The following is a 26,231-nucleotide window of genomic DNA, read 5'->3' on the forward strand; positions in this document are numbered from 1 at the left end:
CCACAGGGCGAGCCATCCCACCCGGCCCGGTCGGCAAGCACCACGACCATCAGTGGTGCCTGGCCGATCTGGACGCGGTCCTGCATCGCCGCTTCTTGCGCCCCCTGCGTTACGCCGGTCAAATTCGCCCGACGAGCCGTTCACCGCGCAAGCTGGAGACTTCGCCTCTGCTGGTAGGTAGCTCCGAGCTCGGCGAATGTCGTCACCAGCTCGCCCACGGCCTCCAGGTCATCGGTCGCCAGGGCCGCTGCACGGCGGACGAGGGCGGCGGCCACGGGGTTGTCGTGGGTTGCTGCGGTTGCTGAGCTCAACCGCTGTTCCAGGTCTGGTGCTTGTGTGAGGGCGCCGGCCTCGGCCCAGGCTGCGGCATACCACGGCCGCCAGAGGGAGGTACCCCACGCTGACCACAGTGGATGGTCCAGATCTACAGCAAGGGTGGCTCGTGCTGCCTCAGGTTCACCGGAGTCGAGCAACAACCATGCATCAAGGGTCGGCGCCCACCCGGTCTCTACACCGTCCAGCGATAGTGGCCGGCCTACGAGCAGGTGTTTGGTGATCGTCCGCCATTCCTCGCGCTCGGTGTCGTTCCCCAGAAGGCCGTGAGCGAGCGCCAGCGCATAGGTTCCTACGGCAAGCGTGGACGCATGGTGCCGGCCGGCCTGTTCCCAAGAGGTCCGGAAGCGCTCTCCGCGCCGGATTGCCTGGGCGAAGTCACCTGCGAGGACGTCGACCTCGAGTTGGCGAGCGAGGGCCGGATGGACGTAGTCGCGGTAGCACGGAAGGCTGATCAAGCGCTCGGCGTACGCTGCCGCACCCGGGAGATCTCCTGCGGACAGCGACACTTCGCATCCCATGAGTAGGTAGTCGTTGAACGCGTACGCCGTTGAGGCTTCCAGCCGAAGCGGATCCATCAGCTTGCCGCGCGCGGTCACCGCCGCGAGCGCATCGGCGTACTTGCGGCGGTGCAGGCGGCTTCCGCAGACACGATCAAGCGCGGCTGACGCAGCGACCGGGAGTCCGATCGCTGCAGCCCGATCGGCTGCACGCAGCCCGAGCGACTCTGCCTCGCTGTCGCCATCAGACAGCCACGCAGCACTTGCGACCATGACGGTCGCATCCGCGGGGGATCCCGCAGGCGCTCGTCGCTCAGCCTCCGCCAGTCGGTGTTCGGTCACCTCCCTAGCGGGCGGATTCGCCATGATTCCAGGTGCCATAGTGGCGTAGATGACTGACCAGCCGAGGGCATCGGCCGCGGCTTCATCGCATTCCACGGCCAAGGCGGCTTCGTACGCCGCATCGAGGAGTCGCATGGTCTCGTCGCCCACAAGACGGGCGGCAGCCGCACCAGCGGCGAGCCGCAGCAGCCGGACGCGATCGGAGACATCGGCTGCGGCCAGCTCTTCGAATACGTGTTGTGCCTCCTCGAGCCGGCCGCGCTGCACCAGTTCCTCGGCAAACCGCTCACCGAACTCTGTCCCTCGGACTCCGCGTCCTAGGACGACGCGGACCTCTACCGCGAGCCGGTCGAACGCCTCGCACCACTCCTCGTCATGCTCCGTCATGGCAAGCGACGTCAGCGTGTCCTGCGCCCACTGCGCGTGCCGCTGCTCGACGACTGGACCCTGGTCATCGAGCAGCTCGGTGGCGTATTGGCGCACAACCTCCTGGAAGCGATATCTGGTCGGAGTGCCGATCTCCACCCGCAGCAGGTGCTGATCAGCCACGATGGCCAGCAGCCGTGCTATCTCGGCTTCGCTGCGGTCGGGCCAGGCGACCGTGTGCGCATCGGCCACCGTGAATCGGGAGGCGAACACCGAGCAGGCCGCAAACACCGCTCGTTCGTCGGGTGAAAGCAGGTCCACACTCCAGGTGATGGTCGCGCGCAAGGAGCGTTGCCGCGTCCCCTCGTCTGACCCGAGCAGGCGGAGCGGGTCGCCAAGCGCGGCCGTTAGACCATCCAGGCCGAGTGATGGATATCGGGCTGCCGCCAGTTCGATCGCGAGTGCCATTCCCTCGAGCCGAGCGCACAGGGCGGCCACCCTGCGGTCCTCGGGTACGACGCCGCCAGCCGCCTCGGCACGTGCCCGGAACAGCAGCACGGCATCCGACTGGCTGAGACCAGGAAGCTCGTAGACCCACTCGTAGGCGGCGCCCAGCCGTTGCCGGCTTGTCGCTACCATCGTGAGCCCCGGGCAGTCGTTCACAAGACGACGGACACAGGTCTCGACTGCCGCGATCAGATGCTCGCAATTGTCCAGAACCAGTACGCCGTCGGCCCGCGCTAAGACGGCGGAAAGCGCGTCCTCGACCGAGTACCCTGGATGCTCGACGACACCCACGGCGGCGGCGACCGCCGCCGTCACCGCCCGTGGATCCGAAATCTGGCTGAGGTCGACGAACCACCCGTCCTTGGTTGGCTCATCGGTCAACCGTTGGACTGCCTGCGTAGCTAAGCGGGTCTTACCCACGCCGCCAGGTCCTGCGACAGTCACCATCCGGCGCCGTGACAGCAGCTCTGTGAGCGCGGCCATTTCTGCCTCACGGCCGAGGAACCCGCCGCTAGGGGAGGGCCACCGGCCGTGCAGCTGGGAGCCGAGCAGTCCTATTTCCGCCACCCGCCGTGCGAGTCCGCGACGGTCCGCCACCTCGAGCTTGCGGATCAGCGACGACACGTGGGACTCAACGGTGCGGGCAGAGATGGACAGTCGATCTGCGATCTCGGCGTTGGTCAAATGCCCAGCCACCAGGTCGAGCACTACCTGCTCGCGGTCGGTCACGCCTGGTATCCGATCCATCCGCCTGGTCACGTCTCTCAGTGTCGGATGTCCGGAGATTTTTGACCAGCCGGTGGTCAAGCACTGGGGAGGACATATCCGTGGTGAGTACGGATGTCTATTCTCGCGGATCCCGCGAAGCTGGATTCAGCAGGCAATCCTGGATGAGGAGGAAGTATGGTGTTTGACGCTGTCGCCTATAAGGCGACGACTAGGCAGCAGTGGGACCAGGCCGCGGAGGCATGGCACCGGTGGGGACCGACACTCGAGGAGTGGCTGGGCGAATCCACCGAGGCAATGCTCGAGGCCGCCGCGGTACGTCCAGGCTCCCGCGTGCTCGACGTTGCAGGTGGTGCCGGTGGACAGGCGTTGGCGGCGGCGCGGCGTACAGGTAGTAGTGGCAGCGTCCTGGTCACCGATCTATCGCTCGAGATCCTGGCGTATGCCGAGCGGGCAGCCTTGGAGAACGGCCTCCGACACGTGACGACGGCCCAGGCCGATGGCGAGGACCTCGGCACCCTGTGGTCACAGGAGTTCGACGCCGTCATCTGCCGGTTGGGGCTGATCTACTTCCCCAACCAAATGCAAGCACTGCACGGGATCCGCTCGACGCTCAGGGAAGGGGGCCGGTTCGCGGCCATCGTGTACTCAACCGCCGACCGGAACGCGTTCTTCTCGGTGCCGGTATCGCTGATCCGAGAGCGCGCTGGCCTCGGCGCACCTCTCGCGGGACAACCGGGACCGTTCAGCCTGGGAGATCCCTCGGCTGCCCGCTCCGCCTTGATCGCAGCGGGCTTCAAGGATGTGAGCGTTCGGACCCTTGACGCACCACTGCGGCTCCCCTCGGCGGCAGACTGCGTGCGTTTCGAAAAGGAGTCCTTCGGCGCTCTTCACCAAATGCTGTCCGGAGTTCCCGAGGACGAGCGCACACGAGTCTGGGCCGACATCGAACGGGCCCTAGGGGAGTACGACACCGACGGGCAATTCGTCGGGCCGTGCGAGCTGCATGTGCTGTCGGGGACACGATGAACCGACGGTAAGTGATGGCGGCCGTGCACGCGGCCTATATGCTGCTCGGCCGCGACGCCACCGACTTCAGGCTCGTTCGTCGCCTCGGAGGTCAAGCCACAGGGGTGCGCGGTCCGGCCCTGTGCCGGCCTCGATGACTTCCTCGTAGCTCAAGTCCGGACCGACACGCGAGTCTTCTCGGGCGACTTCAACGGCGATGGCCGAACCGAGTTCGCTCAGTTTGCGCCTGGCTACGGGGCGAGCTTCAAGGTGTTGTCCCGCAACGCTGACGGCAGCCACACGGTCGCGACGAAACCGATGGGTGAGCAACCGGTCTGGGCGTGGGATCCGGCTTCAAAGGTAGTGGCTGGGGATTACGACGGTGATGGCAAGGACGACCTGGCTTCGATCGGCAAATCTGGGCAGTCCACGGCAACGGTCGCACTGGCATACGAAGATGGCAGTGGCAAGTTGATCCCGGTCAGCTCGAACCTAGGCAGCCAGTTCAACGCGTGGGCTGCGGATCCCCTGGTGCGCGTCGTGGCGGGCGACTTCAACGGTGATGGCAAGGACGACCTGCTGTTGCACGGCCGCGCCTGTTATGACGTCCCTCAGCCCGGCGGTGGCTCGCGCTGCGAGCGGATGATTCCAATCGCCTATGGCGCGGGTGGGGGACAGTTCAGCGTCGAGCACCATGCCAACGTGACATTTTACGACAAGGCCGTTGTTGATGGGCCCGGCGAGACGGCGGATGTGGTCGTCGGTGACTTCAATGCTGACGGCAACGATGACCTCGTTGTGTACTCGCGCCTCGAGAACTCGCAGCAGGCAGGCACCTTCAACGATTGGATGGGTTTCATCCCGCTCAATGGTTCCACCCTGTTCCCGCCGGCCGTCGTGAACGATCGGACGCTCGCAGAGAGGATCATGGATCCAGGCGCGACTCCCGTGGCAGGCGACTTCAACAAGGATGGATTCGATGATATTGCTGTCGTGGGGCGCTTCGACCAGGCAGCCATGCCGATGGAGTTCTTCCACGGACCCAACACCGGGCCGACCTTCAGCGACGCTATGGTCACGTCGCCGGCGACCTGTCCTGACTTGTTGGGCTGCAGTCCGACCAACGGCTAGCTTCAATGGCTAGAGCGAATCCATAGGTTTTGACCGCGGAGCTCTCTGGTTGTGCATGACTGTGTCTGGCAGCCAGAGAGCATCACGCTCGATGGTTCATGTGAGCGAACGCATCGGTCCATGTCCGGTAAGTCTTACCACCGGAAAGCTCGTCTCCCTGGCGTCGATACGCATTACGCGTCGCGCCGCTTGCAGTTACTTGATCGAATCAACCCGCCGCTAGTCCGATCGATCGGCTGGAGGCTGGCTCCGGCCAGGAATCGGCCGTCGATATCGCGCCTTGTCGGCTCCGCCTCAGAATTAGTCGGCGGACTCGTCGTCCGTGATCTCGCATTGTTGCGGTGGGCGGTTCTCGCAGCTGACTGCTCCGTCAGGGGCGAACTTGAACAATGAGCGAAGTGCAAATCAATGGCCTTCCTTGGGTGCTGATTCCACGACGACAGCATGTGGGCGTAGGGACGAAGGGTGTGGCAGAGTGGCGTACCCCACCGAGTTCTTGCGCTAGCGTCTCAACCTAGTCGGCCGGGGCGTCTGCCGCGATCAGTGAGGTCACCAGGGCAACTCGCTGCGCCAAATCGCCGGCCGGGATGTCGACCAGCTCGTAGCCGAACAGGCGGTAGCTCGCTTCATGTACTTTCTCGAAAGCCAGCGATTCCTGGAAACTGATCCGCCTTGCTGCTGATTGCTGACAGAATCCTATGTTTCGAATAAAGAACACTCGTCGCTCGTAGATCCTCTCTGAGACTACTCGTTCGAGTTCCTCCGACAGCGCTGGAGACACCGGTTGTCCGAGGTAGATCACGAGGGCATGGGTGCAAACCGGAGACCGGTCAAATACCTGAACAGATCCCGATGTTTCTAGCTGACGTTGTCGCTGTAGAGCGACGATGTCGTCGATGAAGGAAGTCCGCGACCAAGGCTCGGATTCACCTACGGCCTGCGCCTGCGCGATGACCGTAGTCGCGGCCTCCTCTACTACTTGGCAGCCGGTCTGCTCCAGACATCGGAGTATCGAGGTCTTACCGCTTCCAGGTGTACCGGTCAGAATGTATCGCCGCATGTGAGAGTCCTTCCATGTTGATCGCCGGCAGGCCTACTGGTCCTCGACCATTCGCGGGTGTCGAGAGTTCCGGTTAGTTTCGTCGGCTGACGCTGTTCTGCGATTGTCGAAGGGCCCACCATCGGAAGCAGTGAGGCGGGATCCGTTGAGGCACACTTCGCGTGGCCGCTACCCTGCGAAGTGTGGAAGTCGCGGGGATGCTGCTGGCAGCTGGTGCGGGCCGCCGGATGGGTGGGCCGAAGGCGCTTGCGCGATGCCCGGACGGCATTACGTGGGTCGTTCGGACTGCAAGAACCCTGGCGGCAGCGGGGTGTTCTCCTGTGCTGGTGGTGGTCGGAGCGGAAGCTGCCAGGGTCAGGCGGGTACTGACCGGAGAGCCGGTTGTTGTGGTTGAGGCGACCGGCTGGCATGAAGGTGTTGGCGCCTCGTTCAGAGTTGGGCTGACCAGTCTTCAGGGGTGTGCCGGACCAGTGGCGGTTGCCGTTGTGCCTGTCGATACGCCTGGCCTGACCGTATCTGTGGTGAGGCGGGTCGCGGCCGCAGCGAGCGAGGAAGTTCTGAGGCGAGCAGTTTACGGTGGGCAACCTGGTCATCCAATCGTGCTCGGACGCGACCATTGGGCAGCGGCGATTGCCTCGGCTACTGGTGAGATCGGCGCTCGACGCTATCTGAAGCAGAATGAGGTTGTGGAGATCGAGTGCTCCGGCCTTGCGGTGGGGGCCGACGTCGATCAGGTTCAGCAATTGCCTCCTGGCCATCAGCCAGGCTGAGTGTTGCCTGTCCGGTGAGAATGCGCCGTGGCCGGCGACGCATCGAGAGCACCCGACGCATCGGCAGTGACACCAGGGCAAGTCAAGGAGCGGGACGCTCACGATGGATAGGTCCGGTTCCGCCTGTTAGGCGGCCGGCCGATCGGCCGCTGCGGATTGCGATGATCTCGGCCGCGATGCTGATAGCGGTTTCTTCTGGGCTGCTGGAGCCGAGGTCGAGGCCTATTGGTGTGGAGAGGCGGTCTATCTCGGTCGGGGTCAGTCCCTCCTTGCTGAGTTGGGTAAGCCTGTCGGCGGCCGTACGCCGTGAGCCCATGGCTCCGATGTAGGCCAACTGGGGCAGGCGCAGGGCGACGTTGAGAAGTGGAATGTCGAACTTCTCGTCGTGTGTGAGGACACAGACAACTGAGCGGGCATCGAGGTGGGATGCCTCCATCGCGAGGTATCTGTGCGGCCAATCGACGACGACTTCGTCGGCGACCGGGAACCGTGCTGGCGTGGCGAAAATTGCGCGAGCGTCGCAGATGGTAACCCTGTAGCCGAGGAACTTACCGGTCTGCGCTAGCGCCGCGGCGAAGTCGACTGCGCCGAAGATCAGCATCCGCGGTGGTGGCGGAAAGGACTCGAAGAACACGGTGACGTCCGGCCGCCCATCCGGCGTCAAGGTACCCGGACGCCCCGCCGCCAGCATCCGCAGCGCCTCAGCGGTTAGGGTGTCGTCCAGTCCGCCACCGATGGACCGGCAAGCACCCGTCGGTCGGATCACGGAGTGCCGGCCTGCAAGATCTCCAGACATCACGGTGGCAACGCAAACCGGACGGCCGGCGTCGATGTCGGCCGCCATGCTCGCCAAGTCGGGAAAGGAGGCACGGTTCACAAGCCGAATGAAGACCTCGACGGAGCCGCCGCACGCGAGCCCGACAGCAAAGAAGTTCTCGTTGTTGAACCCGTACTGTTCGAGGCGTGGTTCTCCAGACGTCATGACCTCCAGAGCGGCGTCATACACAGCTCCCTCGACACATCCGCCCGATATCGAGCCGATGGCTTCACCGCCCGGACCAACCAGCATCGCGGCGCCAGAGGATCTCGGCGTAGATGATGAGGTGGCCACGACGCTCGCCAAAACGGCGGACTCCCCGCGCTCCCACCAGCCGTAGAGTTCGCCGAGAACCTCACGCATGGACTCGCCTCCGCAGTCGATCCATTTCGTGTCGCCGTTGTGGCAATTGACGGACGGGTCCTGCTCCAGGCCGACCACCGGCTGTTGTCGCCCGTACCGCACTCATATCGGCAAGGTACGCCAAGATGGAGTATCACAGAACGGCCAGACGTTCCTCAAAAAGCGGCAGAGCTACTCCTTTCAGTCTCAAATCAGCGTCACATCAGCGTCGTCCGGTTTATGTAATGTGACCCATCCGAGCGCCCAGGAGCGATCGCACGCGGTGATGTGCGCTCTACCGAGGACCATTGATCGTTATCGACGGCATTGAACCAGACCTTGGATGTGCCTGACCGATTCTGTCAGTGAACATGGCTCAGGTATCGGCAGCTGACCTCACTTCAGCAGGATGTCAGCTTAATGCATGGAGCTCTTCGTACCGTCTGAAGAACTGACCCGTCCTGTGACCGGTCCGGCGCGCGAAGACTTGGAGATACCATGGCCAGTTTGTGGCTGAGAATTGTTGCCCGATCCCGGCGGCGGTTAAGGGAGATGACACTTGCGTTCGTAGCGGTCTCAGCGTTGCTGGGAAGCGCTGCGCAGGCGCAAGCCCTGCCTCCACCAGGTGGTGACGGCGATCCGAACCTGGGGTGCTTGTCCAAGGTTTCCGGTTCGATTTCCGCATCCCCGGCAACGCTCACGGTCGGCCAGAGCTCGCTCGTCTCGTGGAGCGTGAGAAATGTGCCGAGCGGCTGTAATCCCACCTTGCGGGTGACCAGCGTCGGGACAGTAGCGCGTTCGGGGTCGGCTTACGTCCAGCCGAGTGGTGACCTCAACGGCAAGTCGACCTATGAACTGCGAGCATCGCTGAGTGGCGTGACTAAGTACCTGGGGAGCGTGACTGTCAATGTCGCGCTTCCTGCACCTGTCTGGGGCCGCTCGACGGTTCGCATCGACGACGACAGTCAGGTGAATCTGTTCATTCGCGCGATCTCGACTCCGAACACCACGGTTCTGCTTGCCGACGATGTCAACCTCAATCTGACCGGCCGCGGCACACTCCACGTCCAGTCGGGCGTCCACATTCTCGGCGGCAGATCCGCTACGAAGGCAGGGCCCCGTCTGTATACGACTGCGATTCGAACCGAAGGACCGAACCCGCTGTTCGCTATTGGTACTTACCTGGACGCGGATGGGGTTCGGATCGTTGGCGTGCGGATCGACGGTGGTGACATGGACATCGCCGGCGGCAAGATCTTGCAGGACGACGACCCGAGTACTCCGGTGGCCATCACGACGAACTCGAGCATCAATATCGAGATCGCCAACAACGAAATCTATGGCTGGTCAGGTGTCGGCGTCCGGGTGCTGGACGACCGTGGTGCCGGCCGGCTCAATATCGCAAACTCGTCGTCCGTGTGGGTCCACGACAACTACATCCACCACAACCAGCGGTACCGGCACGAAGGATACGGCGTTCAGACCGCAGCCGGGGCGCATGCACTGATCGAACGCAACGTCTTCGACAGAAACCGGCATGCGTTGGAGAGTTCTGGTACCGAAGGCAGCGGATACCGGGCGTACAACAACCTCCTCCTGGAGGGTGGTGGAATCAATGGTGGTATCGGAACCGAGATTGTCTATACTCATGAGTTCGACGTGCACGGCACGCTTGACTGTGACTTTAAGGATGCGTACTGCGGTCCAGCAGGTGAGTATTACGACTATCGTTACAATACCTTGCTCTACACGCGCGGTACTGCGATAAAGGTCCGCGGATATCCGGCCCTCGGTGCTCACGTGAAGAAGAATGTCTTCGTTCACGATGAAGGATCTGATGCGATCACGCAGACGGACGGCGGTAATTTGCGCGCTGACGACAATGTGTTCAGTGCCAGCAAGGCAGCCATGCTCGGCGTGCAGGTATGTGACTTCGATGGCGACGGGTTGAAGGACAGCTTCCTGGCGACAGGGGCCAACTGGTGGCTGCGTCCAGCGGGCGGCCAGCAGGCCGGCAAGTCATTCTTCCTGAACACGTCCACCCAACCGCTGAGCGGCCTCACCTTCGTGCAGAACGGCGCGTCGTGCGACGTCAAGGTGAGCGCCGACGGATCCGTTTACCGCGGTGGTCGTGGAAACAAAATCGCTTCGTCCGGACTCGAGCAGTCCGCGAAGCGCTCCGATCTGCTGGTCAGACTGTCCGGTGGTCAGGCGAAGATCGTCCGGCTGAAGCCGGGCCTGGATGGGATCTACAGCGAGACCAATGCGCAGCTGACCCGTGGTGGCGTGGTGGCGAGCGACGCCCAACCACTTGGCACCGGCGACTTCAATGCCGACGGGGCTCCGGACCTGATCTGGCGTGACGGTTCTGCGCGGGTCTGGCTCTCGCTGCTGGACGCTGACGGCGCCAGCATGACCGAAGGACGCAAGGGCATCGCCGATCGATTCTCCGATGACGGGATGTTGATGGGAACCATGCCGCTGGGCACGTCGTTCGAGGGCCTGGGCGATTTCAACGCGGATGGGCGCTCCGACATCCTCTGGCGCAAGGGCGACGGCCAGTTGCTGATGTGGCTCGCGGGTGAAGGTGGTAACAGCGCGACAGTGAATCTGAACAACGACATCACTGTCAATCCGACGACGGGAGAGGTCAAACCGAAGGAGGTACCTGTTCCGACGGCCTGGAAGGTCTGTGGAATCGGGGACTTCAACGGAGATGGCTACAGTGACATCCAGTACTGCAACGGGTCCGAGAGCAAGGTTGTCATCTGGTATATGCGGCATGCACAGCATGTCGAAAGCTCCTACGAGTGGACAATCGGCGCCGGCTGGACTGTACAAGGCATCGGGGACTTCGACGGTGACGGCTTCGACGACATCCTTTGGCGTCACTCCTCGGGCTGGCTCAACGCGTGGTTCCGCCCGGGACAGGCGGGCGCTCATCAGGAGGACGTCAACTCGTTCAACCGGCCGGGGTACATCACCGGCCCGGAGTTCACGGTCAAGGGAGTGGGGGACTTCGACGCGGATGGACGGTCGGACATCCTTTGGCAGCGGAACTCCGATGGGGCATTGTCGATCTGGAAAATGAGCGGTGCCACCTATCTCGGTGAAACCCGGCCGGTAGCCGGTTTCTACAACACCCGACAGATGCTGGGCCTGCAGGCCCAGGCACCCCAGAGGATCTCCCTCAACTAGCGATCGTCGTGGGCGCCGGTTACGCGGACCGGCGCCCACGTACCGTTTCCGCCCTTCAGTTCGGCCAGCATAAGGAACCCCAGATGAACGGTCCTCGGAAACGCACCGCAGTCCGCCTGGCTCGTGGGCTGGTTACTGCATTCACAGTTGTCATGAGCGTACTTGTGTTTTCTGCCGGCCCGGCCAACGGAGCCGGCGCCATCAGCGCGCGTCTTTCGATGAGGACGACGGCAACGACCACTTCAGGAGTGGTCAGTGTGGATCTGCCGATGAGTCAGCACGACGCGCAGGGGTATATCAACAATGGTGCGCGAATTGAGGTTCGCTGCTATGGCGACGACTACTTCTTCGACGACCAACTGTTTCCCACTCGGACATTCACGCGCACGACCGGCACTCCGCCCAGTCAGGCCGACCGGCTATGGGCGGATCAGTACGGCGTCCATCTGTTCACAGACATCTCGTTTGCGCGGGGTGCGGAGTACAACGAGGACCTCGCACCTGACAACGGGGATGAGGTGTATTGCAAAGGAACCTGGATCGATGGCGACGGCGCAGTTCTCAGCGCCTTCACCACCGTTGCCCGAGGCACCTTCTAGCTGGCTACTGGAAGCCAGGAAAGGCTGACGTGATAGCGAAACCGGCCCGGTGCTGAAGCTGATTCAGTGCCGCGTCAGCTGCACGTCAGTGCGGCAGGTGACCGTTCACGCCGATGAACACGTCAAACACCTGTGAGTCGGGAGTTGGAGTGGGAAGCTGGGCTACTGACACGATGCTGGGTCCAGAGGGCGCAGCTTGGGTGGCTGACAACGGCTGGCAGAGGTCGTGAGCCAGAACTCTCCTGAGCGACACTCGGGGCCCGGCGAGCTGATGGTGAGAATTCTCGGCCCAATTGACGTTACCGAGGACGGGGTCACCCGAGCGGTCGCCGGTAAGCGGCGGAATGCCGTGCTGGCGATTCTCGCTCTCAACGCCGGTCAGGTTGTGAGCGCTGACCGGCTGATCAATCTCGTATGGGCCGATCATCGGCCGGCCACGGCGCCGAACACCTTGCAAAGTACGATATCGTTCCTCCGCCGCCACCTGGAGCTTGAGGGCATTTTGGTGGCGAAGTCGCATGGATATCTGCTGGCCCTCCGTCGCGATCGCATCGACGCCACACGAGCTGAACAGCTGATTCGTGAGAGCCGCCTGCGTGACGACCCGCATGACAAGGCGGCGGGCCTTGCGGCGGCCCTTGAAATGTGGCGTGGGCAACCGCTGTCAGGCCTGGCCGGAATGACTTGGCTCGATGATCACGCTGCCCGACTGGATCTGTTGCGCCGCACCGCGCTGCAGTCCTTGGTGGACGCCAGGCTTGCACTCGGCGAGCATGCGATCCTCGTCGGTGACCTGGAGCAGGCATGCGTCCAGGAACCGCTGAACGAGGAGCTTCACGCTCGGCTGATGCTGGCCCTGTACCGCTGCGGTCGCCAGGCCGATGCGCTGGCGGCCTTCCATCGCCTCCGTTCCAGCTTGTCGGACGATCTCGGTATCAGTCCTTCTCAGACCGTCCACGACCTCCACACTGCGATTCTTCGCCAAGACCGATCGCTCGAGCTGACAGCCTCATCGCCGACGCCGGACGTCGGTCTGAGCCTGATGACTCCAGCTCAGCTCCCGCCTGTGACGGCCTCCTTCGTCGGGCGCGGACGGGAACTCGGCCGGCTCGACGAAGCGCTCGGCCCAGATGATCAGCTCTCGACATTTCCGTGCCCGGTGATCGTCGTGACCGGGGCGGCAGGCATGGGAAAGACCACGCTGGCTGTCCACTGGGGCAAGCGAGTTGTGGACCGCTTTCCCGACGGCCAACTGTATGCGAACCTGCGAGGGCATGAGGGCAGATCGCCCGCCGCGGACCCCGCCTCTATCCTCGGCGGATTCATTGAAGCGCTAGGTGTCTCCCGGAGCGTGATTCCTGACGACCCAGATGCTCGGGCTGGCTTGTACCGGAGCGCGATGGCAGAGAAGCGGATGCTCGTCGTACTCGATAACGCGCACGACACCGAGCAAGTGGTGCCGCTGCTGCCCGGCGGGCAGCAGAGCATGGTACTCATCACGAGCCGGGATCTGATGCTCCCGTTGGTCATTGCGGTCGATGCGCTGCCGTTGGCTGTGGATCGCCTGACCGACGCCGAAGCCAGAGCTCTCCTCGCAGAACGCCTGGGTGACCAGGTTCTCGCCGCACACCAGGCTGCGTGTGACGCGATTGTCTCTGGGTGCGACGGGCTCCCACTGGCACTGGCGATCGTCGCTGCTCGCGCGGCCGCCGGAGACGGATCTTCATTGGAGTCGATTGCGACCCAGGTTGCCTGCGGCTCGTCAATTCTCGACGGCTTCGCGACAGGCGACGAACGAACCGATCTCCGCATGGTGGTGTCCAGGATCTATGCCTCGCTGCCCAGAAGCAGCGCCCATATGCTCAGACGACTCGGAAGCCATCCGGCCGGGCGGTTCTCTCTCAACGCTGCGGCGAGCATGAGAGGATGCGGTCTGGCTGAGGCAGAGCGTGTGCTGGCGGACCTGACCAGGAGGCACCTGCTGATTGGTAGTCGTCCTGGCCGCTACGAGATGCACGGCTTGGTCCGTGCATATGTCCTGGAACTGCTGGGTGAGCGCAGGACAGATCATCGGCGAACCACGCAACGACTCCTCGACTTCTACCTGCACTCGGCGTTCCGGTCTGCTCTACTACAAGCCTCCGACAGGCATCCGATTGCTTTGCCGGCGCCGGTGAAGGGGACCACGCCCGCCGATCCGAAGACCAGATCCGAGGCGGTGACGTGGCTCGCGGGGGAATGGGAGAACCTGATCTCAGGCGTGCAGTTGGCGCATTCGAACGGCTTTCTCAGCCACACGTGGCAGTTGAGCTGGTGCCTCACGACGTTTCTCGACTGGCAGGGAAAGTTGGACGACCTGGTTCTAGTCAGTGACCTCGCGCTGGAGGCGGCGGACGAACTGGCAGATCCGATTCCCCGCGCCCACGCGTTGCACGGTCTGGCACGCGCCAGCGCTGTTGTGGGGGAGTTTGGCAATGCATCCGCGAAGTTCGAGGATGCTCTGAAGATCTTCGCCGCCGCGAATGACGCGGAGAATGAGGCACGCCTGTACGTGGACTACGCTCAGATGCTGTGCCGCAGTGGAGATTCGTCCGCAGCGCTCGACCGAGCACTCGCAGGCAGGCGGCTCGCGCGAACGGCCGGGAGTCACCTCGCTGAGGCGCATGCACAGAACGCAATCGGATGGAGCTTGCTGAGACTGAGAAACCTCGAGGCCGGTGTTGAGGCCTGTGAAGCAGCGCTTCGTGTCTTCCGTCGGCACGGCCTCCTCGATGGGGAGGCCGTCGCCCTGGGCGGGATCGGTTGGTTCCAGCTGAGCATCGGACGGCCCGAGAACGCGATTCCGCATCTGCTGTCGGCCGGCGATCTGCACAGAATGCTAGGCAACCGCGTGCGTGAGGCGGAGTGGCTGGAGATGCTCGGGGTGGCGTACACGGCCCTTGGAGAAGCGAGCCGCGCCGACGATGCGTTTATCCGCTCCGCTGCGATTCACGACTCCCTGCATGATCGCCCGAGGGCCGGCCGCGAAGAGAAATCAGGTGAGCAACCTAGCTTGGATTGACGCTCAGGACTTGACTTTCGAGGGCTGAGCCGGTCACCTGCCTGCCGCTCATTGTCGTAGTCCAGTGAGGATGTCGCCGTACAGCGTTGCCTTGATCGCCGCGAGAGTGGGGCCGCGTTTGTCGGCGAGCTGCTCGGCGCGCTGAATGGCGGCCGATAGCAGCTCAGCCTGTGACGCAGTCACATCGACCAGTCCGGCCGCCAACGCCTCCTGACCGCCGTAGCGTCTTCCCGTTGTCATCGCCTCATGCGCGGTGGCAGCCGGAAGGCGACCTCGGATCAGCCCAGCCATCGCCGTGGGAAAAGGGAACCCGAGGTCTACTTCAGGCAGGCAGAGGAAGCCGCGGTCCGCGCGCATTATCCGGAGGTCATGTGTCAGCGCGAGGAGCAGCCCACCGGCGAAGGCGTGACCTTGTACAGCGGCAATGGTGATCATCGGAAACGCCAGCAGCCGAGCCAAAAGCTTCTGGACCTCGCTGAGATAGCCGAGGATCTCATCCTGCGGTCCGACGAATCGCCGTGGCTCCAACCCGTTGGAGTAGAACTTTCCGGTAGAGGTGGTGACGAGGGCAGCGGGACCGACGTAGTCCTCGACCTCGTCCAGGCATGCTTCTGTCTGGCGAAGCCAGTCGGGAGTCAGTCGGTTCTCGGTGTGATCTTCGTGCTCCTCCCCAAGGTTCAGAACGAAGACCCGTTCATGACGCCGAAGGTACGGCATCGGCATTACCTCCTTGTGAATGATCGGCCGCGACGCAACAGACCTCCGGAAGGCGGAATGATGCCGCCAACCGGAGGTCTTCGTGCCAGGTGCGAACTCGCAGCTAGCTCACAACGACGCTCTCGCAGTTTGCCTGGTCGTAGACGACGTCTGCCGCATTCCGCCGGAGTGTGTCCACGCCAGACCTGCAGTAGATGCCGTCGACACTCTGAGGTGTCGACGCATCGATCTGGTCGTCACCTGCTCCGGCGTCGATGCTGTTGCGGAAGTTCGCTGTGCCGACGCCACTCGCGATGCGGTCGTTGCCGTCGCCCGCAGTGATGAATGCCGCGCCACCGAGCGCGGTGATGGTGTCGTTGCCTTCCCATCCGCCGAGGTGAGCGACGATCGGCGTGTACGTCGAGCCGTACACCTTACCGAAGCCGGTGGCGGTGATCTTGTCGGTACCGCCCCAGGTGATGGCGCTGACGTTCATCACCTTTCGCAGCGATCCCTCAGCGTCGTAGGCAGCCTTCGTACAACTGATGGTGGTCGCATCGTCCACGCGGCATGGGGCGCCGGCCACGTCATCGACGATCGTCACCGACGACGCGTCCGGGACTTGGAAGGTGATCCGACCCTGGTCGCCTGCCCCGATGTCGACGCTCACGTCGTCGGCTCCCTCAGTGCCGAAGTACGTGACCGTCACGTCCGGGTAGTCCGACACGTAGGTCAGAGTCGAGTAGGTGCGTCCAGCTGACGCGGGGGTCGCGGCAGCGAGTACAGCGGCGGTACCAATCACGGCACCAGAAAGCACTCCGAACGAGCGAAGAATGCTTCGAGACTTCAAGGCACGGACCTCAATTCAGTAGTTCCCGACGGCGTATTTCGCCATCGGATTGAACTCCCGGATCCTGTCGAACGGATCTGAAACGGCACTGATGCACCGCGCAATACCGGATCTGTGAGTTGTGAGCAGGTTCAGCCCAGCTTCAGAGTCCGACGTGGAGCTTTGCTGAACTAGCTGACCAGCGAGGTTGTGATTGGCCGCGAGATGTTGGCGCAGATTTAGAGGCCAGGATGATGACTCCACCCACACAGGAGCGGGATCGGCTCATGCTTCGGTCAGCCGCCCGAGGATGGCGGCGACGCAGCCCAGGATGTAGCCCTCAGCACCATGCCGTCGGTGCGGCTCTCCGCCTTCAGCGAGATGCCGATCAAGTTCCTCGTCGCGATCGGATTCAGGTGCGCCGGCTGAGATCTGAATGCAGCGATTCAGCGACGCTTCAGCAGCACGTCAGGAGCCTGGTGACGCTGATCAGCATGAGCGCCCGATACGTAGGCGCTGCTCGGAAGGATACGACTGGCTCAGAAGTCTGAACCGAAGCGTCGGACCGCGCTTCGCTCCGCGATCACTGCGCCCCGCCGGGCACAGGGCCTTCTGTCGGCTGAACAGCCGCAGAGCGGCCATACCTAGCTCCCCTGCTAAAGCTGGGTCGAAGGAGGATCATGCATCCGCAACGTGTCTCTTCAGCCGTATCTAGTGCTGGCCAGATCTCGGCCGCGACAATCGACGTGTCGCTCTCCGCGACCAGATTCCCTGAAGCGGCCGCGCTGGTCGCCGCCGGCGTGACGGTGATCGCGACCCGGGCGCGTGGCGTCGACTACACCATGACCGCCACGTCCTTCACGCCGGTGTCGTTCGATCCGCCGTTGGCACTGATCTGCATCCAGCGAGGATCGACATTCGAGCAGGCAGTGCGGGTCTCGCGTCGCTGGGCGGTTTCCGTGCTGCGTGACGACGACACCGCGACGGCCATCAGTTGCGCCCGGCGCTCGCGCGTGAAGCTCGATCATCTCGAGGCAATAGCGTATCGCCGCGGACAAGCCACCGGTGCGGCGTTGCTGACGTCGTCCCTGGTCGGAATGGAGTTTCGGACTCTGGCCGAGTACGGGGCAGGTGACCATCTGGTCGTCGTCGGTCGCCAAGTTGGCGAATGCTGGCGTCCGGCCGGCGACCCGCCATCTGCTCCTCTTCTTCGATTTGGGCATGCGTACGGATCTGCCTGTCGTGGCAGCTCGGACATCGCGGAGGGAGTCTCATGACGAGCACCTCCGCTGGCGATGCTGTGCCGTCCGGGAAGGCGGCCAGTCCGCTGTTGCTTCGCGACGTGGGTCGTGGACGGTCAACCACGCCGATCTACGTTGGCAACCGGAGGTTCTTGGGCCGACGGGACCTTGTCATTTCCTTCTATACGCAGAAGTGTCAGTTCAGTTGCAGCTACTGCGCGCTCCCGCTGGCCTCCTCGAACGAACCTGTCGCTGCTACTGACCTCAACGCGCAGATCGACTTCGTCTTTGCATCGAAGACTGATCTGCTGGGGCGCCTGGAGCAGCTCTCCTTCGGAAACGAAGGCTCGGCCTTGGATCCTCGGCGCTTCCACCGGGAGTCTCTGCATCGGCTGCTGGACTACAGCACAAGCATCCGTCGGCTGGCGGTTCTCTCGATCGAGACGCGACCGGAGTATGTCAAGGGTGATGTGCTGGAGGACATCCTTGGACGGACCAATGCCACATCGGTTGAGGTCACGGTGGGGTTCGAGACTCAGGACGACCGAATCCGCCGGGAGGTACTCCGGAAGAACATCTCGCGTCGCGTGATGGAGGAGCGGATTCGACTTCTGGGCGACCTCGGCGTAGGGCTGACTGCGTACGTGATGCTGAAGCCTGCTCCAGGTATGACAGAGGAAGATGGCGTCAGGGAGGCGGTATCAACGATCGAGTACCTGGCTGCCCTGTGCGATCGGGCGAAGGTCCCCTTCACCGCCTACCTGAACCCGACCTACATCGCTGAGGGTTCGCTCTTGGCGCGAACGAGGGTCCGCGAGCTGTATACGCCGCCGAAGATCCAAAGCGTCTTCAAGGTTCTGCTCGCCAGCCACCGAATGGGTGTGCCGACTTATGTCGGACTCTGGAGCGAGGGCCTTGCTGGACCAGCCGGTGACTACCGAACCTACCCGGACTACGACCCGCAACTCAGGAACGCGATCCTCGAATTCGGCCGTACCGACGACTTCGGCCACTTGGCCGCATTCGTGGACGCAGTGGGCTGAGCGGGGGCGCGGTCGATGCACCAGCGATATGCCGTCCACCGGCTCACGCCGCGCGCGTTGGAGATAGAGCTGTATCAAGCTCTCGTGGAGGGTCGCGCGGACGACTTCTGCCATCTGTTCTCGTCGCGGACAGAGCGGATGGAGATCGACCCCGCCGCGGTCCAGTCCGCATACGAGGCGTTGGCCGAGCGCGGACGCCTCGGCGCTGTCGAGCAGATCGCCGACGCCACGGGCATCCGGCCGCGGCTGTCGGAGCGAATCGCACACCGGGCGTGCGCGGTACTGGCTGCGAGCGCACGGCCGGAGGCGATTGACTATCTGGGCCAGATCTCGACCGTCGCGCCGAGGCCGGCTGAAGCGGATGTTCAGTTCGGTATCAGATTCGCTTGGCGTACCGGTCGATACGGGACTCTTGTGGATCTGTGCAGGAGCACCGGTGTAATGCCTGATCTCACCGATGGCGAAGTCGACAGTCTGGTGGCGGATGGCTGCGCCAGAAACGACTTCAGAGACGTCGAACGTGTTCTCGAGCTCCTCGGCAGGTCGGCAGGCTTCTCGGGGTTCGATGGGCATCTGGAACGCGTGGTCGCAAGCGGGCGACTGGGAGAAATCCCGGCCATGACAAGACTGTTCAGTGACTTCACGCCGACGGCGATCGATCTGCCGCTTCTGACCAGAATGGCGGACAGCCGTGACACTAGGGCGGTTCGCTTCGCCTACCTGGACCCGCGGGCAGCCACAGTCCTGCGCGACCGGCTGCCGGCGGCTGTCGAATTCGCGACAGCGACGGAGGACGACGAACTAGTGAGCCTGCTGACAGCTCAGCAAGGTGAGCAGGCGACCGGACCGGCGACCGGCGATTCCTCGGCAGCGGCGATGCACGTTGTGGACGAGGAACTCCTAGTGACGGTGTTCCACTATCTCGGCAGGCGGATTCGCCGAGATCCAGTTCCGCTGGACCGACCGGGGGATCGACAGCAACTGGAGGTTGTGCTGAACGGGATGATTTCACCGGAGGGCAATTCCGCGCGGAGCGTACTCGACACCTTCACCAAGCACATCGCGCCGACGGTGATCTCTGCCGATAGCCCGCGCTTCTTCGCGTTCGCTCCGAATGCGCCCACGAAGGCGTCACTGCTGTTCGACATGGTCGTCTCCTGCTCATCACTGCAAGGCATCTCGTGGCTCGAGGCAGCGGGAGTCGTCGCCGCGGAGGAGCAAGCTCTTCGGTTCCTCACCTCGCTCATCGGCCTACCCGACGGTGCGCGCGGATGCTTCGTCTCTGGCGGCACACAGGCAGCCTTGTCAGCACTCGTCGTTGCTCGTGAGTCTGCGTCGGGGCGTCCCGGTCGTCTGAGGGTGATGCTGAGCGACCAGGCACATGCTTCGATCGCGAACAGCGCAAGGGCCGTGGGTGCCGAGCCGTTATTGGTCCCGACGGACAGCGGCCGACTCACGCGGCATGGTGTCCGGAGTGCGCTCGCAGCCATGGACCCTCGCGACCAAGTCATCTGCGTTGCTGGGTCAGCAGGCACGACGAATGCCGGCCAGATCGACGATCTCCAAGGTGTCGCGGAGATCTGCGCCGAGCATGGGTTCTGGTTCCACGTAGACGCCGCGCTTGGCGGGGCGGCTCTGCTGGCCGACGACGCGAGACAACGCTTCGTCGGAATCGAGCTTGCTGACTCGGTGGTCATCGATCCGCACAAGTGGTTCTTCGCGCCCTATGATTGCGCGGCCCTTCTCTACCGCAATCCAGATGTGGCGCGGAAGGTGCACACGCAGGACGCGCCATATCTCGATGCGATTCACGACAACGGCGAATGGAATCCGTCTGATCTTGCTCATCACTGCAGCCGCCGCGCACGAGGTCTGCCATTCTGGTTCTCGCTCGCTGTCCATGGCACTGACGCGTATCGGCGGGCAGTCGAGCACGGAATCATGCTTGCGACGTACGCGGCCCAATTGATCGAGCACGCCGTGCATCTGGAGCTGATCCTCCACCCAGAGCTTGCCGTCGTGCTGTTCCGTCGCAATGGCTGGGGCAAAGCCGACTACCTCTCCTGGTCGAAGGCAATCCTCGACCGCCAGATCGCGTTCGTCACGCCCACCACCTGGTACGGCGAGCCGGTGGCGCGCCTGGCCTTCGCGCATCCGGCTACCACAACGGAGGTTGTCGACGAGGTTATCGCCAGCACACTCGAGGCATTCCGATCGTGACATTCCATCTCAATTACGCCAGAGGAGGCGCCGCCACATGAATAGCGGTACTTCGCCTGCAATGCAGGCAGAACGGAGTTCGCGGACCGCTGTAGTGATGGAACACAACATGGAGGCGTTTGCCCGCGGCGACCTCGATGCTGTAGTCGCCGACTACGCTGACGACGCTGTTGTCGTCAACGATCTGTTCGGCATCGCGAGGGGACGCTCGGAGATCCTAGCTTTGTTCGAGAAGCTGCTATCAGAGGTGTTTCCGCCCGATCGGGTAACGGTGGAACATATCGCGCAGGTCATCACTGGCGGGATCGCCTTCTACACCTGGCGGGCTAACAACGTCACATTCGGAACCGACACTTTTGTTGTGGAGGACGGGAAAATCGTCCTCCAGACATTCGCTGCACAATTTATCGATGCAGAGGAGGAGAAGTGATGGACATCGTCGGTCAGAAGGTCCAAGTAACCTACGAGAACGGTTCTCAGTATGAGGTCGAGTACCTGAGTCCGGACAAGTTGCGCTGGACGGCCCTTGCCGGCGAGACCGCGGGCAACAGTGGTGTCGAGTCGCCGGTGATCACGGAGCTGGGAGACGACCGGTACTGGTTGAACTGGCTCGAGGACGACGGCACGACCATCAGCCAGGTTCTCGATCTGGCGAGCGCTACCCTTACGGAGTTCACCACGTACACCGACGCGGGTGATCGGGTCAAAGTGTTCCAGCAACCGGCCATGGTTGTCCTGGGCCGATGACCGTCGAGGCGGACTACGACTTGGTCGGAGTCGGCATCGGTCCGTTCAATCTCGGGCTGGCCGCGTTGACAAGTGACGTGGCCGACCTGCGGACCGCCTTCTTCGACGAGCATCACGAGTTCTCGTGGCATCCGGGGATCATGGTCGACGGCGCGACGTTGCAGGTGCCTGCTCTGGCGGATCTGGTGTCGCTGGTCCACCCGACCAGCCGATGGTCCTTCGTGAACTACTTGCATTGCCACGATCGCCTCTATGCGTACTCGTTCTGGGGATCTGGAAATCCTTTGAGAGTCGAGTACGACGACTACTGCCATTGGGTAGCCAGGTCTCTTCCGTCTTGCCGATTCGAGTCACGGGTCGAAGCCTTCTGCTGGGACGACGATCTGGCGGCGTTCGCCATCGACGTCGTCTGCGCCGATGGTCGGCACGAGGTGGTCACGAGTCGCCATGTTGTGGTTGGAATCGGGACAGAACCGGTCATGCCGCAGGCGATGTCGTCGGGGCAGTCGAGGGTGTTCCACAGCTCGGACTACATCTATCGGCAAGCGGACCTGGCGTCTTACCGAGACATCTCAGTTGTCGGTTCGGGGCAGTCCGGTGCCGAGGTCTTTCTCGACCTCCTCGGCCGGCAGCCGCGGCACGGCTGGAGACTCAGGTGGATTACTCGCTCGCCCGAGTTCATTCCACTCGCATATTCGAAGCTTGGGCTGGAACGGTTCACACCTGACTACACGCGCTTCTTCTACTCTCTCCAGCAGGACGTCAAAGACCGCATCCTCCCTGGGCAGTGGAAGAGATACAACGCGATTGACGATGACACCTTGGCGGCGATCTACAACCTCCTGTATGAGCGTACCGCGGCGGGTCGCTCATCCAACGTCGAACTCTGCCCCGGACATGAGGTCGTATCACTTACGGAAGACGCAGACGGCTGTGAATTGACCTGCCGCCAGGTGTTGCAAGAGTCGGACGTTCTTCTGCGGACCGATTGCGTTGTCGCGGCGACCGGGTACAAACCCCGCTCGCCGGAGTGCATGAAGCCGATGATCGCCAAGGTGGAGCTCGACTCCAGTGATCGGTTCGTAGTCGGGTTGGATCACAGTCTGCGCCTGGATGCGGCGGTCGGTGGATCGGTGTACGTCCAGAATGCCGAGGCTCACACCCATGGTCTCAGCGCGCCTGATCTCGGCCTGGGAGCGTACCGGAACGCGACGATCATCAACGCGATCGTGGGGCGGGATGTCTACCGGACCCCAGAGAGGTCTGCGTTCACCGTCTTCGCGCCGCCCAGCTCGCAGGTTGCCCTGTCCGGGCAAGGAACCGAGGCCACATGACCAGCGGCTCCCGCCGTGAGGAAGCAGAGCAAGCGCTGCGGCACGCATGGTTTCCAGTGGCTCGGTGTGGTGATCTGGATCGCCCGCAGGCCGCTACGCTGCTCGGGGAGAACCTGGTGGTCTATCGGACGGCCGCAGGGAAGGCCGTGGTGCAGGCTCGCCGATGTCCGCACCGAGGGGCGGATCTGTCAGATGGAAAGGTCATCGGCGACGCTATCGCTTGTCCGTATCACGGCTGGCAGTTCGATGCGTCCGATGGTGGCTGCACGCTCATCCCTTCGCTCGAATCTCAGGAGAAGATCCCGCCTCGGGCGATGCTGAAGACCTTTCCGGCTGTCGAACGATTCGAGCACGTGTGGACGGTGATCGACGAGCCGGCGTACCCGATGTACGACCCTCCCTCGTGGCAGGGGCTGGAGCTTGAGAGTGCGGCGGCCAACCCCATAGTGTCGTCGACCGGCGTCGCTGCAGCGATGGAGAATTTTCGGGACGTCGCGCATTTTCCATTTGTCCATGCTGTATCGATGGGCAAGCTGCCGGAGTCGGTCGAGCAGCTCAAGGTCCTCCGAGACGGTGTGAACGTCGCGATGGATCGGCCCCTCGTCTCGGCCGACGGCGACTGGATGGTGAATGGCGACTGCATGATGCAGTACCGCTGCGTCGCCCCCGGCTTCGCTAGCGTTATCTATGACTACCAACGCCTCGGACGGCGCTTGCTCGGAGTGTTTCCATCGCCGCAGTCGTACGAAAGCGTCGTTTTGTTCTGCGTGGTGGCGATCGAGAAGGGATTCCGCGGCTCGCATCTGGACGAGTGCGTCAGGTTCGAAGAGATGGTGACCTATGAGGACGTGGCGGTAGTCGGCAAGCTCGACCCGCCTGAGGTCCCGTGGGACGCGGAGTACTTGGAGGTATCTGTCCCAGCAGACGCCTTCACACTCAACTACCGCGCGGCCTTCTGGACGTTTGTTCGCGAGGCGCGCGATCTGCACTCGATCGGCGAGGAGCTCAATGATGGCTGAGAACCGATTCCACCTGGCATGGTTCTGCAACTTCACGGCAGACTCCTGGACCGGTCCCTGGGGCGGCGACGGAAACTTCTGGGACGGCAGGTTCTATCTCGATCTGGCTGAGGACCTGGAGCGCGCCTGCTTCGACTACCTGCTGCTCGAGGACAAGCTGATGGTGTCCAGCGTGTACGGCGGAACGATGCGATCGGACCTCAAGCACGGCGTCGCACCGAAGCATGATCCCCTGCCACTCGCGACCTTGATCGCGCATCAGACCAGCCGCCTGGGCATCGTAGCCACCATGTCGTCAAGCTTCTACCCTCCGTGGATGCTGGCCAGAGTCGCGGCCACCATCGACCACCTGTCCGCAGGAAGGTTTGGGTGGAACATGGTCACCTCAGCGGAGGACACGGCGGCGCAGAACTTCGGTCTCGACAAGTTGTACGAACACGACCTCCGGTACGACATGGCTGACGAGTACGTCGATCTCGTCCGAAGGCTGTGGAACTCATGGGAGCCGGACGCTGTTGTCAAGGATCGCTTGACGGGTGTCTATGCCGACCACGCGAAGGTCCACCGGGTTGACTTCGCCGGCACCTTCTACCGTTCCCGTGGTCCGCTGAACACCTTGCGACCACCTCAGGGACATCCGGTACTGTGCCAGGCCGGCGCATCGCCGAAGGGTCGTGAGTTTGCCGCGAAGTATGCCGACACGATCATCGCCATCGGCAACAATGTCCGGCAGATGAAGGAATTCCGCTCAACCATCCATGGGCTGCTGCGCAAGTTGGGACGCCGGCCGGAGGATTGCAAGGTCCTGTTTCTAGTGACGCCGGTGGTTGACGAGACCGAGGACGCCGCCCGACACAAGGTCGAGCGCTGGGTCTCTGATCCTGACTACATCGAGTACGTTCTGACGGAGCTCTCGTCGATCACGGAAGTGGATTTCTCCCAGTTCGATCTCGACGCACCCTTGCCGGCCGTGAGTACGAACGGCGAGCGAGGCACCCTGGAGAGATTTGCACAGGCTGGAAGCGGTAAGCCACTGCGCGATCTCATCAAGCTCAGCCTGGTCGAGACCGTCGAGCTGATCGGGACACCCGATACGGTCGCCGACCGCATGGGAAGAATCATGAAGGAGGTCGGAGGCGACGGCTTCCTCATCACGAGTCCTCGGCTGCAGATGAACCGACACTACATAGCGGAGATCACTGACGGCCTTGTACCAGCCCTGCAGCGAAGAGGGCTGGTGAGGACCGAATACTCACACGCCATGTTCCGCGACAACCTGCTCGCCTTTTGACGAGGGTGATTTGCAACCGCTAGCGGTCGCGACAGACGCGCCGCCACTCCCTGAGATCGGTGACATTGCTTGTCTCCGAGACTTCAGCAACGCGGCGCCTGCGTCTAGGCGGGTCCCATAGACGCACGACCCGGTTGAAGGTAGCGACAAGCCGTCGGATCACATTGCTCCGCCGGCGATCGGTGGTGCGCACATGCCTCGCCAGACTCATGGATCCTCCTACTGCGGTGATTTTCGGCCGAAGCAACGACTCCAAGACCTCTCCCTCGAACGCTATATCTGTGCGCTTGAAGGGGACTGATCCCAGCCAGATCCTGACGTGAGTTCGTACCTGAGTTCAGAAGTTCCAGGCGATGTAGCCCTACGTAGACCACTTTGATTGCTCTCGGCGGTCACCTGCCCGACGTCTTAGCCGAGTCACGCAGCGTTGGCGGGATACTGCACAACCTGTACCGCGATCCTGGTACCGATGACCAATTGGCGGCGCACACCGTGCTGGTCGATATACGACGGGGTGATTCGACCGTTGATCGCGGCGCGCCAAGCGCGTGCTTCATAGTTCGCACCGCTGACCTCGACGCTCACCAGTCCATCCCGCTCCGCAATCTGGTAATGCATCGACGCGAGTTCAGGATGTCTGGCAAGCATCTGCTGGAGCCAGACGAGATCTTCGATCCCCGACTCAGTAGTTGTGGCCATCGTTCCTCCTCGGTCACCGACCGTTCCCGTGATCTGTGGGTTGTGTTGGTCTGTCAGCGTATTTGGAGGATCTGGGACCTGTCTGAAATTGATCTGAATCGTGTGGCTGTAGGCATTCCTGTGCTTCGCGGAAGTGTTTCATGGTTCATGGCTGGCTCAGTGCGGTTTCAGCGGGGTTCATGTGCGGGTGAGTACGTTGGCGCGGCTTTGGCCCTGAGCCGGTCGTTCTCTGCTTGTGAGGAGTGTGTTGTGGTGTTTGGGTTTGGTTTGGTGGGGGCGTTTCGGCGTTTGGGTCGTGTTGTTGTGGTTTGGGTGGTTGGTGTGGGGTTGGTGGTTGGTGGTATTTCGCGGG

The 26,231-nt window shown here is 62.8% G+C and carries 20 protein-coding genes; 14 read left to right on the top strand and 6 right to left on the bottom strand.

From position 1 onward, the window contains the following. Positions 1-140 precede the first annotated feature (140 nt). Positions 141-2,777, bottom strand: coding sequence for an ATP-binding protein (locus ABD768_RS29025; RefSeq protein WP_344845878.1), 2,637 nt, complete (start codon positions 2,775-2,777; stop codon positions 141-143). 174 nt (positions 2,778-2,951) lie between these two features. Here ABD768_RS29025 and ABD768_RS29030 point away from each other — a divergent pair, with 174 nt between their 5' ends. Next, the gene (locus ABD768_RS29030) at positions 2,952-3,803 is read left to right on the top strand and encodes a class I SAM-dependent methyltransferase (RefSeq protein WP_344845880.1); all 852 of its coding nucleotides are present in this window, start codon (positions 2,952-2,954) and stop codon (positions 3,801-3,803) included. A 36-nt stretch (positions 3,804-3,839) separates the two neighbouring features. After that, entirely contained in the window at positions 3,840-4,913 is a 1,074-nt protein-coding gene (locus ABD768_RS29035; protein WP_344845921.1) for an FG-GAP repeat domain-containing protein, read from the top strand. Between the two features lie 514 nt (positions 4,914-5,427). Here ABD768_RS29035 and ABD768_RS29040 read toward each other — a convergent pair. Beyond that, positions 5,428-5,973: an AAA family ATPase gene (locus tag ABD768_RS29040; protein WP_344845882.1), complete on the bottom strand. Its 546-nt coding sequence runs from the start codon at positions 5,971-5,973 to the stop codon at positions 5,428-5,430. Between the two features lie 197 nt (positions 5,974-6,170). Between ABD768_RS29040 and ABD768_RS29045 the strand changes: the two genes are divergently transcribed. Next, the gene (locus tag ABD768_RS29045) at positions 6,171-6,743 is read left to right on the top strand and encodes a nucleotidyltransferase family protein (RefSeq protein WP_344845924.1); all 573 of its coding nucleotides are present in this window, start codon (positions 6,171-6,173) and stop codon (positions 6,741-6,743) included. 82 nt (positions 6,744-6,825) lie between these two features. On the opposite strand, the gene ABD768_RS29050 is transcribed toward ABD768_RS29045, so the two are convergent. Continuing rightward, positions 6,826-7,923 carry an XdhC family protein gene (locus ABD768_RS29050; protein WP_344845883.1) on the bottom strand — a complete coding sequence of 366 codons (1,098 nt, stop codon included), beginning with the start codon at positions 7,921-7,923 and terminating at the stop codon, positions 6,826-6,828. A 531-nt stretch (positions 7,924-8,454) separates the two neighbouring features. Between ABD768_RS29050 and ABD768_RS29055 the strand changes: the two genes are divergently transcribed. The 3 genes from ABD768_RS29055 to ABD768_RS29065 all read left to right on the top strand — a co-directional run bounded on the left by ABD768_RS29055 (position 8,455) and on the right by ABD768_RS29065 (position 14,760). Next, positions 8,455-11,100 (top strand): FG-GAP-like repeat-containing protein, encoded by a 2,646-nt coding sequence (locus tag ABD768_RS29055; protein ID WP_344845885.1) that lies wholly within the window; start codon positions 8,455-8,457, stop codon positions 11,098-11,100. Positions 11,101-11,252: 152 nt separating this feature from the next. Next, the gene (locus ABD768_RS29060; RefSeq protein WP_344845887.1) at positions 11,253-11,699 is read left to right on the top strand and encodes a hypothetical protein; all 447 of its coding nucleotides are present in this window, start codon (positions 11,253-11,255) and stop codon (positions 11,697-11,699) included. Between the two features lie 226 nt (positions 11,700-11,925). After that, positions 11,926-14,760 carry an AfsR/SARP family transcriptional regulator gene (locus ABD768_RS29065; protein WP_344845889.1) on the top strand — a complete coding sequence of 945 codons (2,835 nt, stop codon included), beginning with the start codon at positions 11,926-11,928 and terminating at the stop codon, positions 14,758-14,760. Positions 14,761-14,808: 48 nt separating this feature from the next. On the opposite strand, the gene ABD768_RS29070 is transcribed toward ABD768_RS29065, so the two are convergent. After that, positions 14,809-15,483 carry an enoyl-CoA hydratase-related protein gene (locus ABD768_RS29070; protein WP_344845891.1) on the bottom strand — a complete coding sequence of 225 codons (675 nt, stop codon included), beginning with the start codon at positions 15,481-15,483 and terminating at the stop codon, positions 14,809-14,811. Between the two features lie 97 nt (positions 15,484-15,580). After that, positions 15,581-16,183 carry a hypothetical protein gene (locus ABD768_RS29075; protein WP_344845893.1) on the bottom strand — a complete coding sequence of 201 codons (603 nt, stop codon included), beginning with the start codon at positions 16,181-16,183 and terminating at the stop codon, positions 15,581-15,583. Between the two features lie 782 nt (positions 16,184-16,965). Between ABD768_RS29075 and ABD768_RS29080 the strand changes: the two genes are divergently transcribed. From ABD768_RS29080 to ABD768_RS29115, 8 genes are read left to right on the top strand one after another with little or no spacing between them, the layout of a single operon-like run. After that, positions 16,966-17,562, top strand: coding sequence for a flavin reductase family protein (locus ABD768_RS29080; protein ID WP_344845895.1), 597 nt, complete (start codon positions 16,966-16,968; stop codon positions 17,560-17,562). After that, complete coding sequence (locus ABD768_RS29085) at positions 17,559-18,569, top strand: hypothetical protein (RefSeq protein ID WP_344845897.1); 1,011 nt, start codon at positions 17,559-17,561, stop codon at positions 18,567-18,569. The genes ABD768_RS29080 and ABD768_RS29085 overlap by 4 nt, the downstream gene beginning before the upstream one ends. A gap of 15 nt (positions 18,570-18,584) precedes the next feature. Then, the gene (locus ABD768_RS29090) at positions 18,585-20,789 is read left to right on the top strand and encodes a pyridoxal phosphate-dependent decarboxylase family protein (protein ID WP_344845899.1); all 2,205 of its coding nucleotides are present in this window, start codon (positions 18,585-18,587) and stop codon (positions 20,787-20,789) included. A 37-nt stretch (positions 20,790-20,826) separates the two neighbouring features. Continuing rightward, positions 20,827-21,219: a nuclear transport factor 2 family protein gene (locus ABD768_RS29095; protein WP_344845901.1), complete on the top strand. Its 393-nt coding sequence runs from the start codon at positions 20,827-20,829 to the stop codon at positions 21,217-21,219. Beyond that, on the top strand, positions 21,219-21,536 hold the full coding sequence (locus ABD768_RS29100) for a phenolic acid decarboxylase (protein ID WP_344845904.1): 318 nt from the start codon (positions 21,219-21,221) through the stop codon (positions 21,534-21,536). Before ABD768_RS29095 ends, ABD768_RS29100 begins: the two co-directional genes overlap by 1 nt. After that, a complete protein-coding gene (locus tag ABD768_RS29105) occupies positions 21,533-22,870 on the top strand; it encodes a lysine N(6)-hydroxylase/L-ornithine N(5)-oxygenase family protein (RefSeq protein ID WP_344845906.1) in 1,338 nt (445 codons plus the stop codon). The genes ABD768_RS29100 and ABD768_RS29105 overlap by 4 nt, the downstream gene beginning before the upstream one ends. Further along, complete coding sequence (locus tag ABD768_RS29110) at positions 22,867-23,889, top strand: Rieske 2Fe-2S domain-containing protein (protein WP_344845909.1); 1,023 nt, start codon at positions 22,867-22,869, stop codon at positions 23,887-23,889. The genes ABD768_RS29105 and ABD768_RS29110 overlap by 4 nt, the downstream gene beginning before the upstream one ends. Then, a complete protein-coding gene (locus ABD768_RS29115; RefSeq protein ID WP_344845911.1) occupies positions 23,882-25,180 on the top strand; it encodes an NtaA/DmoA family FMN-dependent monooxygenase in 1,299 nt (432 codons plus the stop codon). The genes ABD768_RS29110 and ABD768_RS29115 overlap by 8 nt, the downstream gene beginning before the upstream one ends. A 417-nt stretch (positions 25,181-25,597) precedes the next feature. Here the strand turns inward: ABD768_RS29115 and ABD768_RS29120 are convergent, their stop codons facing one another. Beyond that, the gene (locus ABD768_RS29120; RefSeq protein ID WP_344845913.1) at positions 25,598-25,879 is read right to left on the bottom strand and encodes a hypothetical protein; all 282 of its coding nucleotides are present in this window, start codon (positions 25,877-25,879) and stop codon (positions 25,598-25,600) included. Between the last annotated feature and the right edge of the window lie 352 nt (positions 25,880-26,231).

Source organism: Kribbella ginsengisoli, from assembly GCF_039537185.1.
GTDB classification, from domain to species: Bacteria; Actinomycetota; Actinomycetes; order Propionibacteriales; family Kribbellaceae; genus Kribbella; species Kribbella koreensis.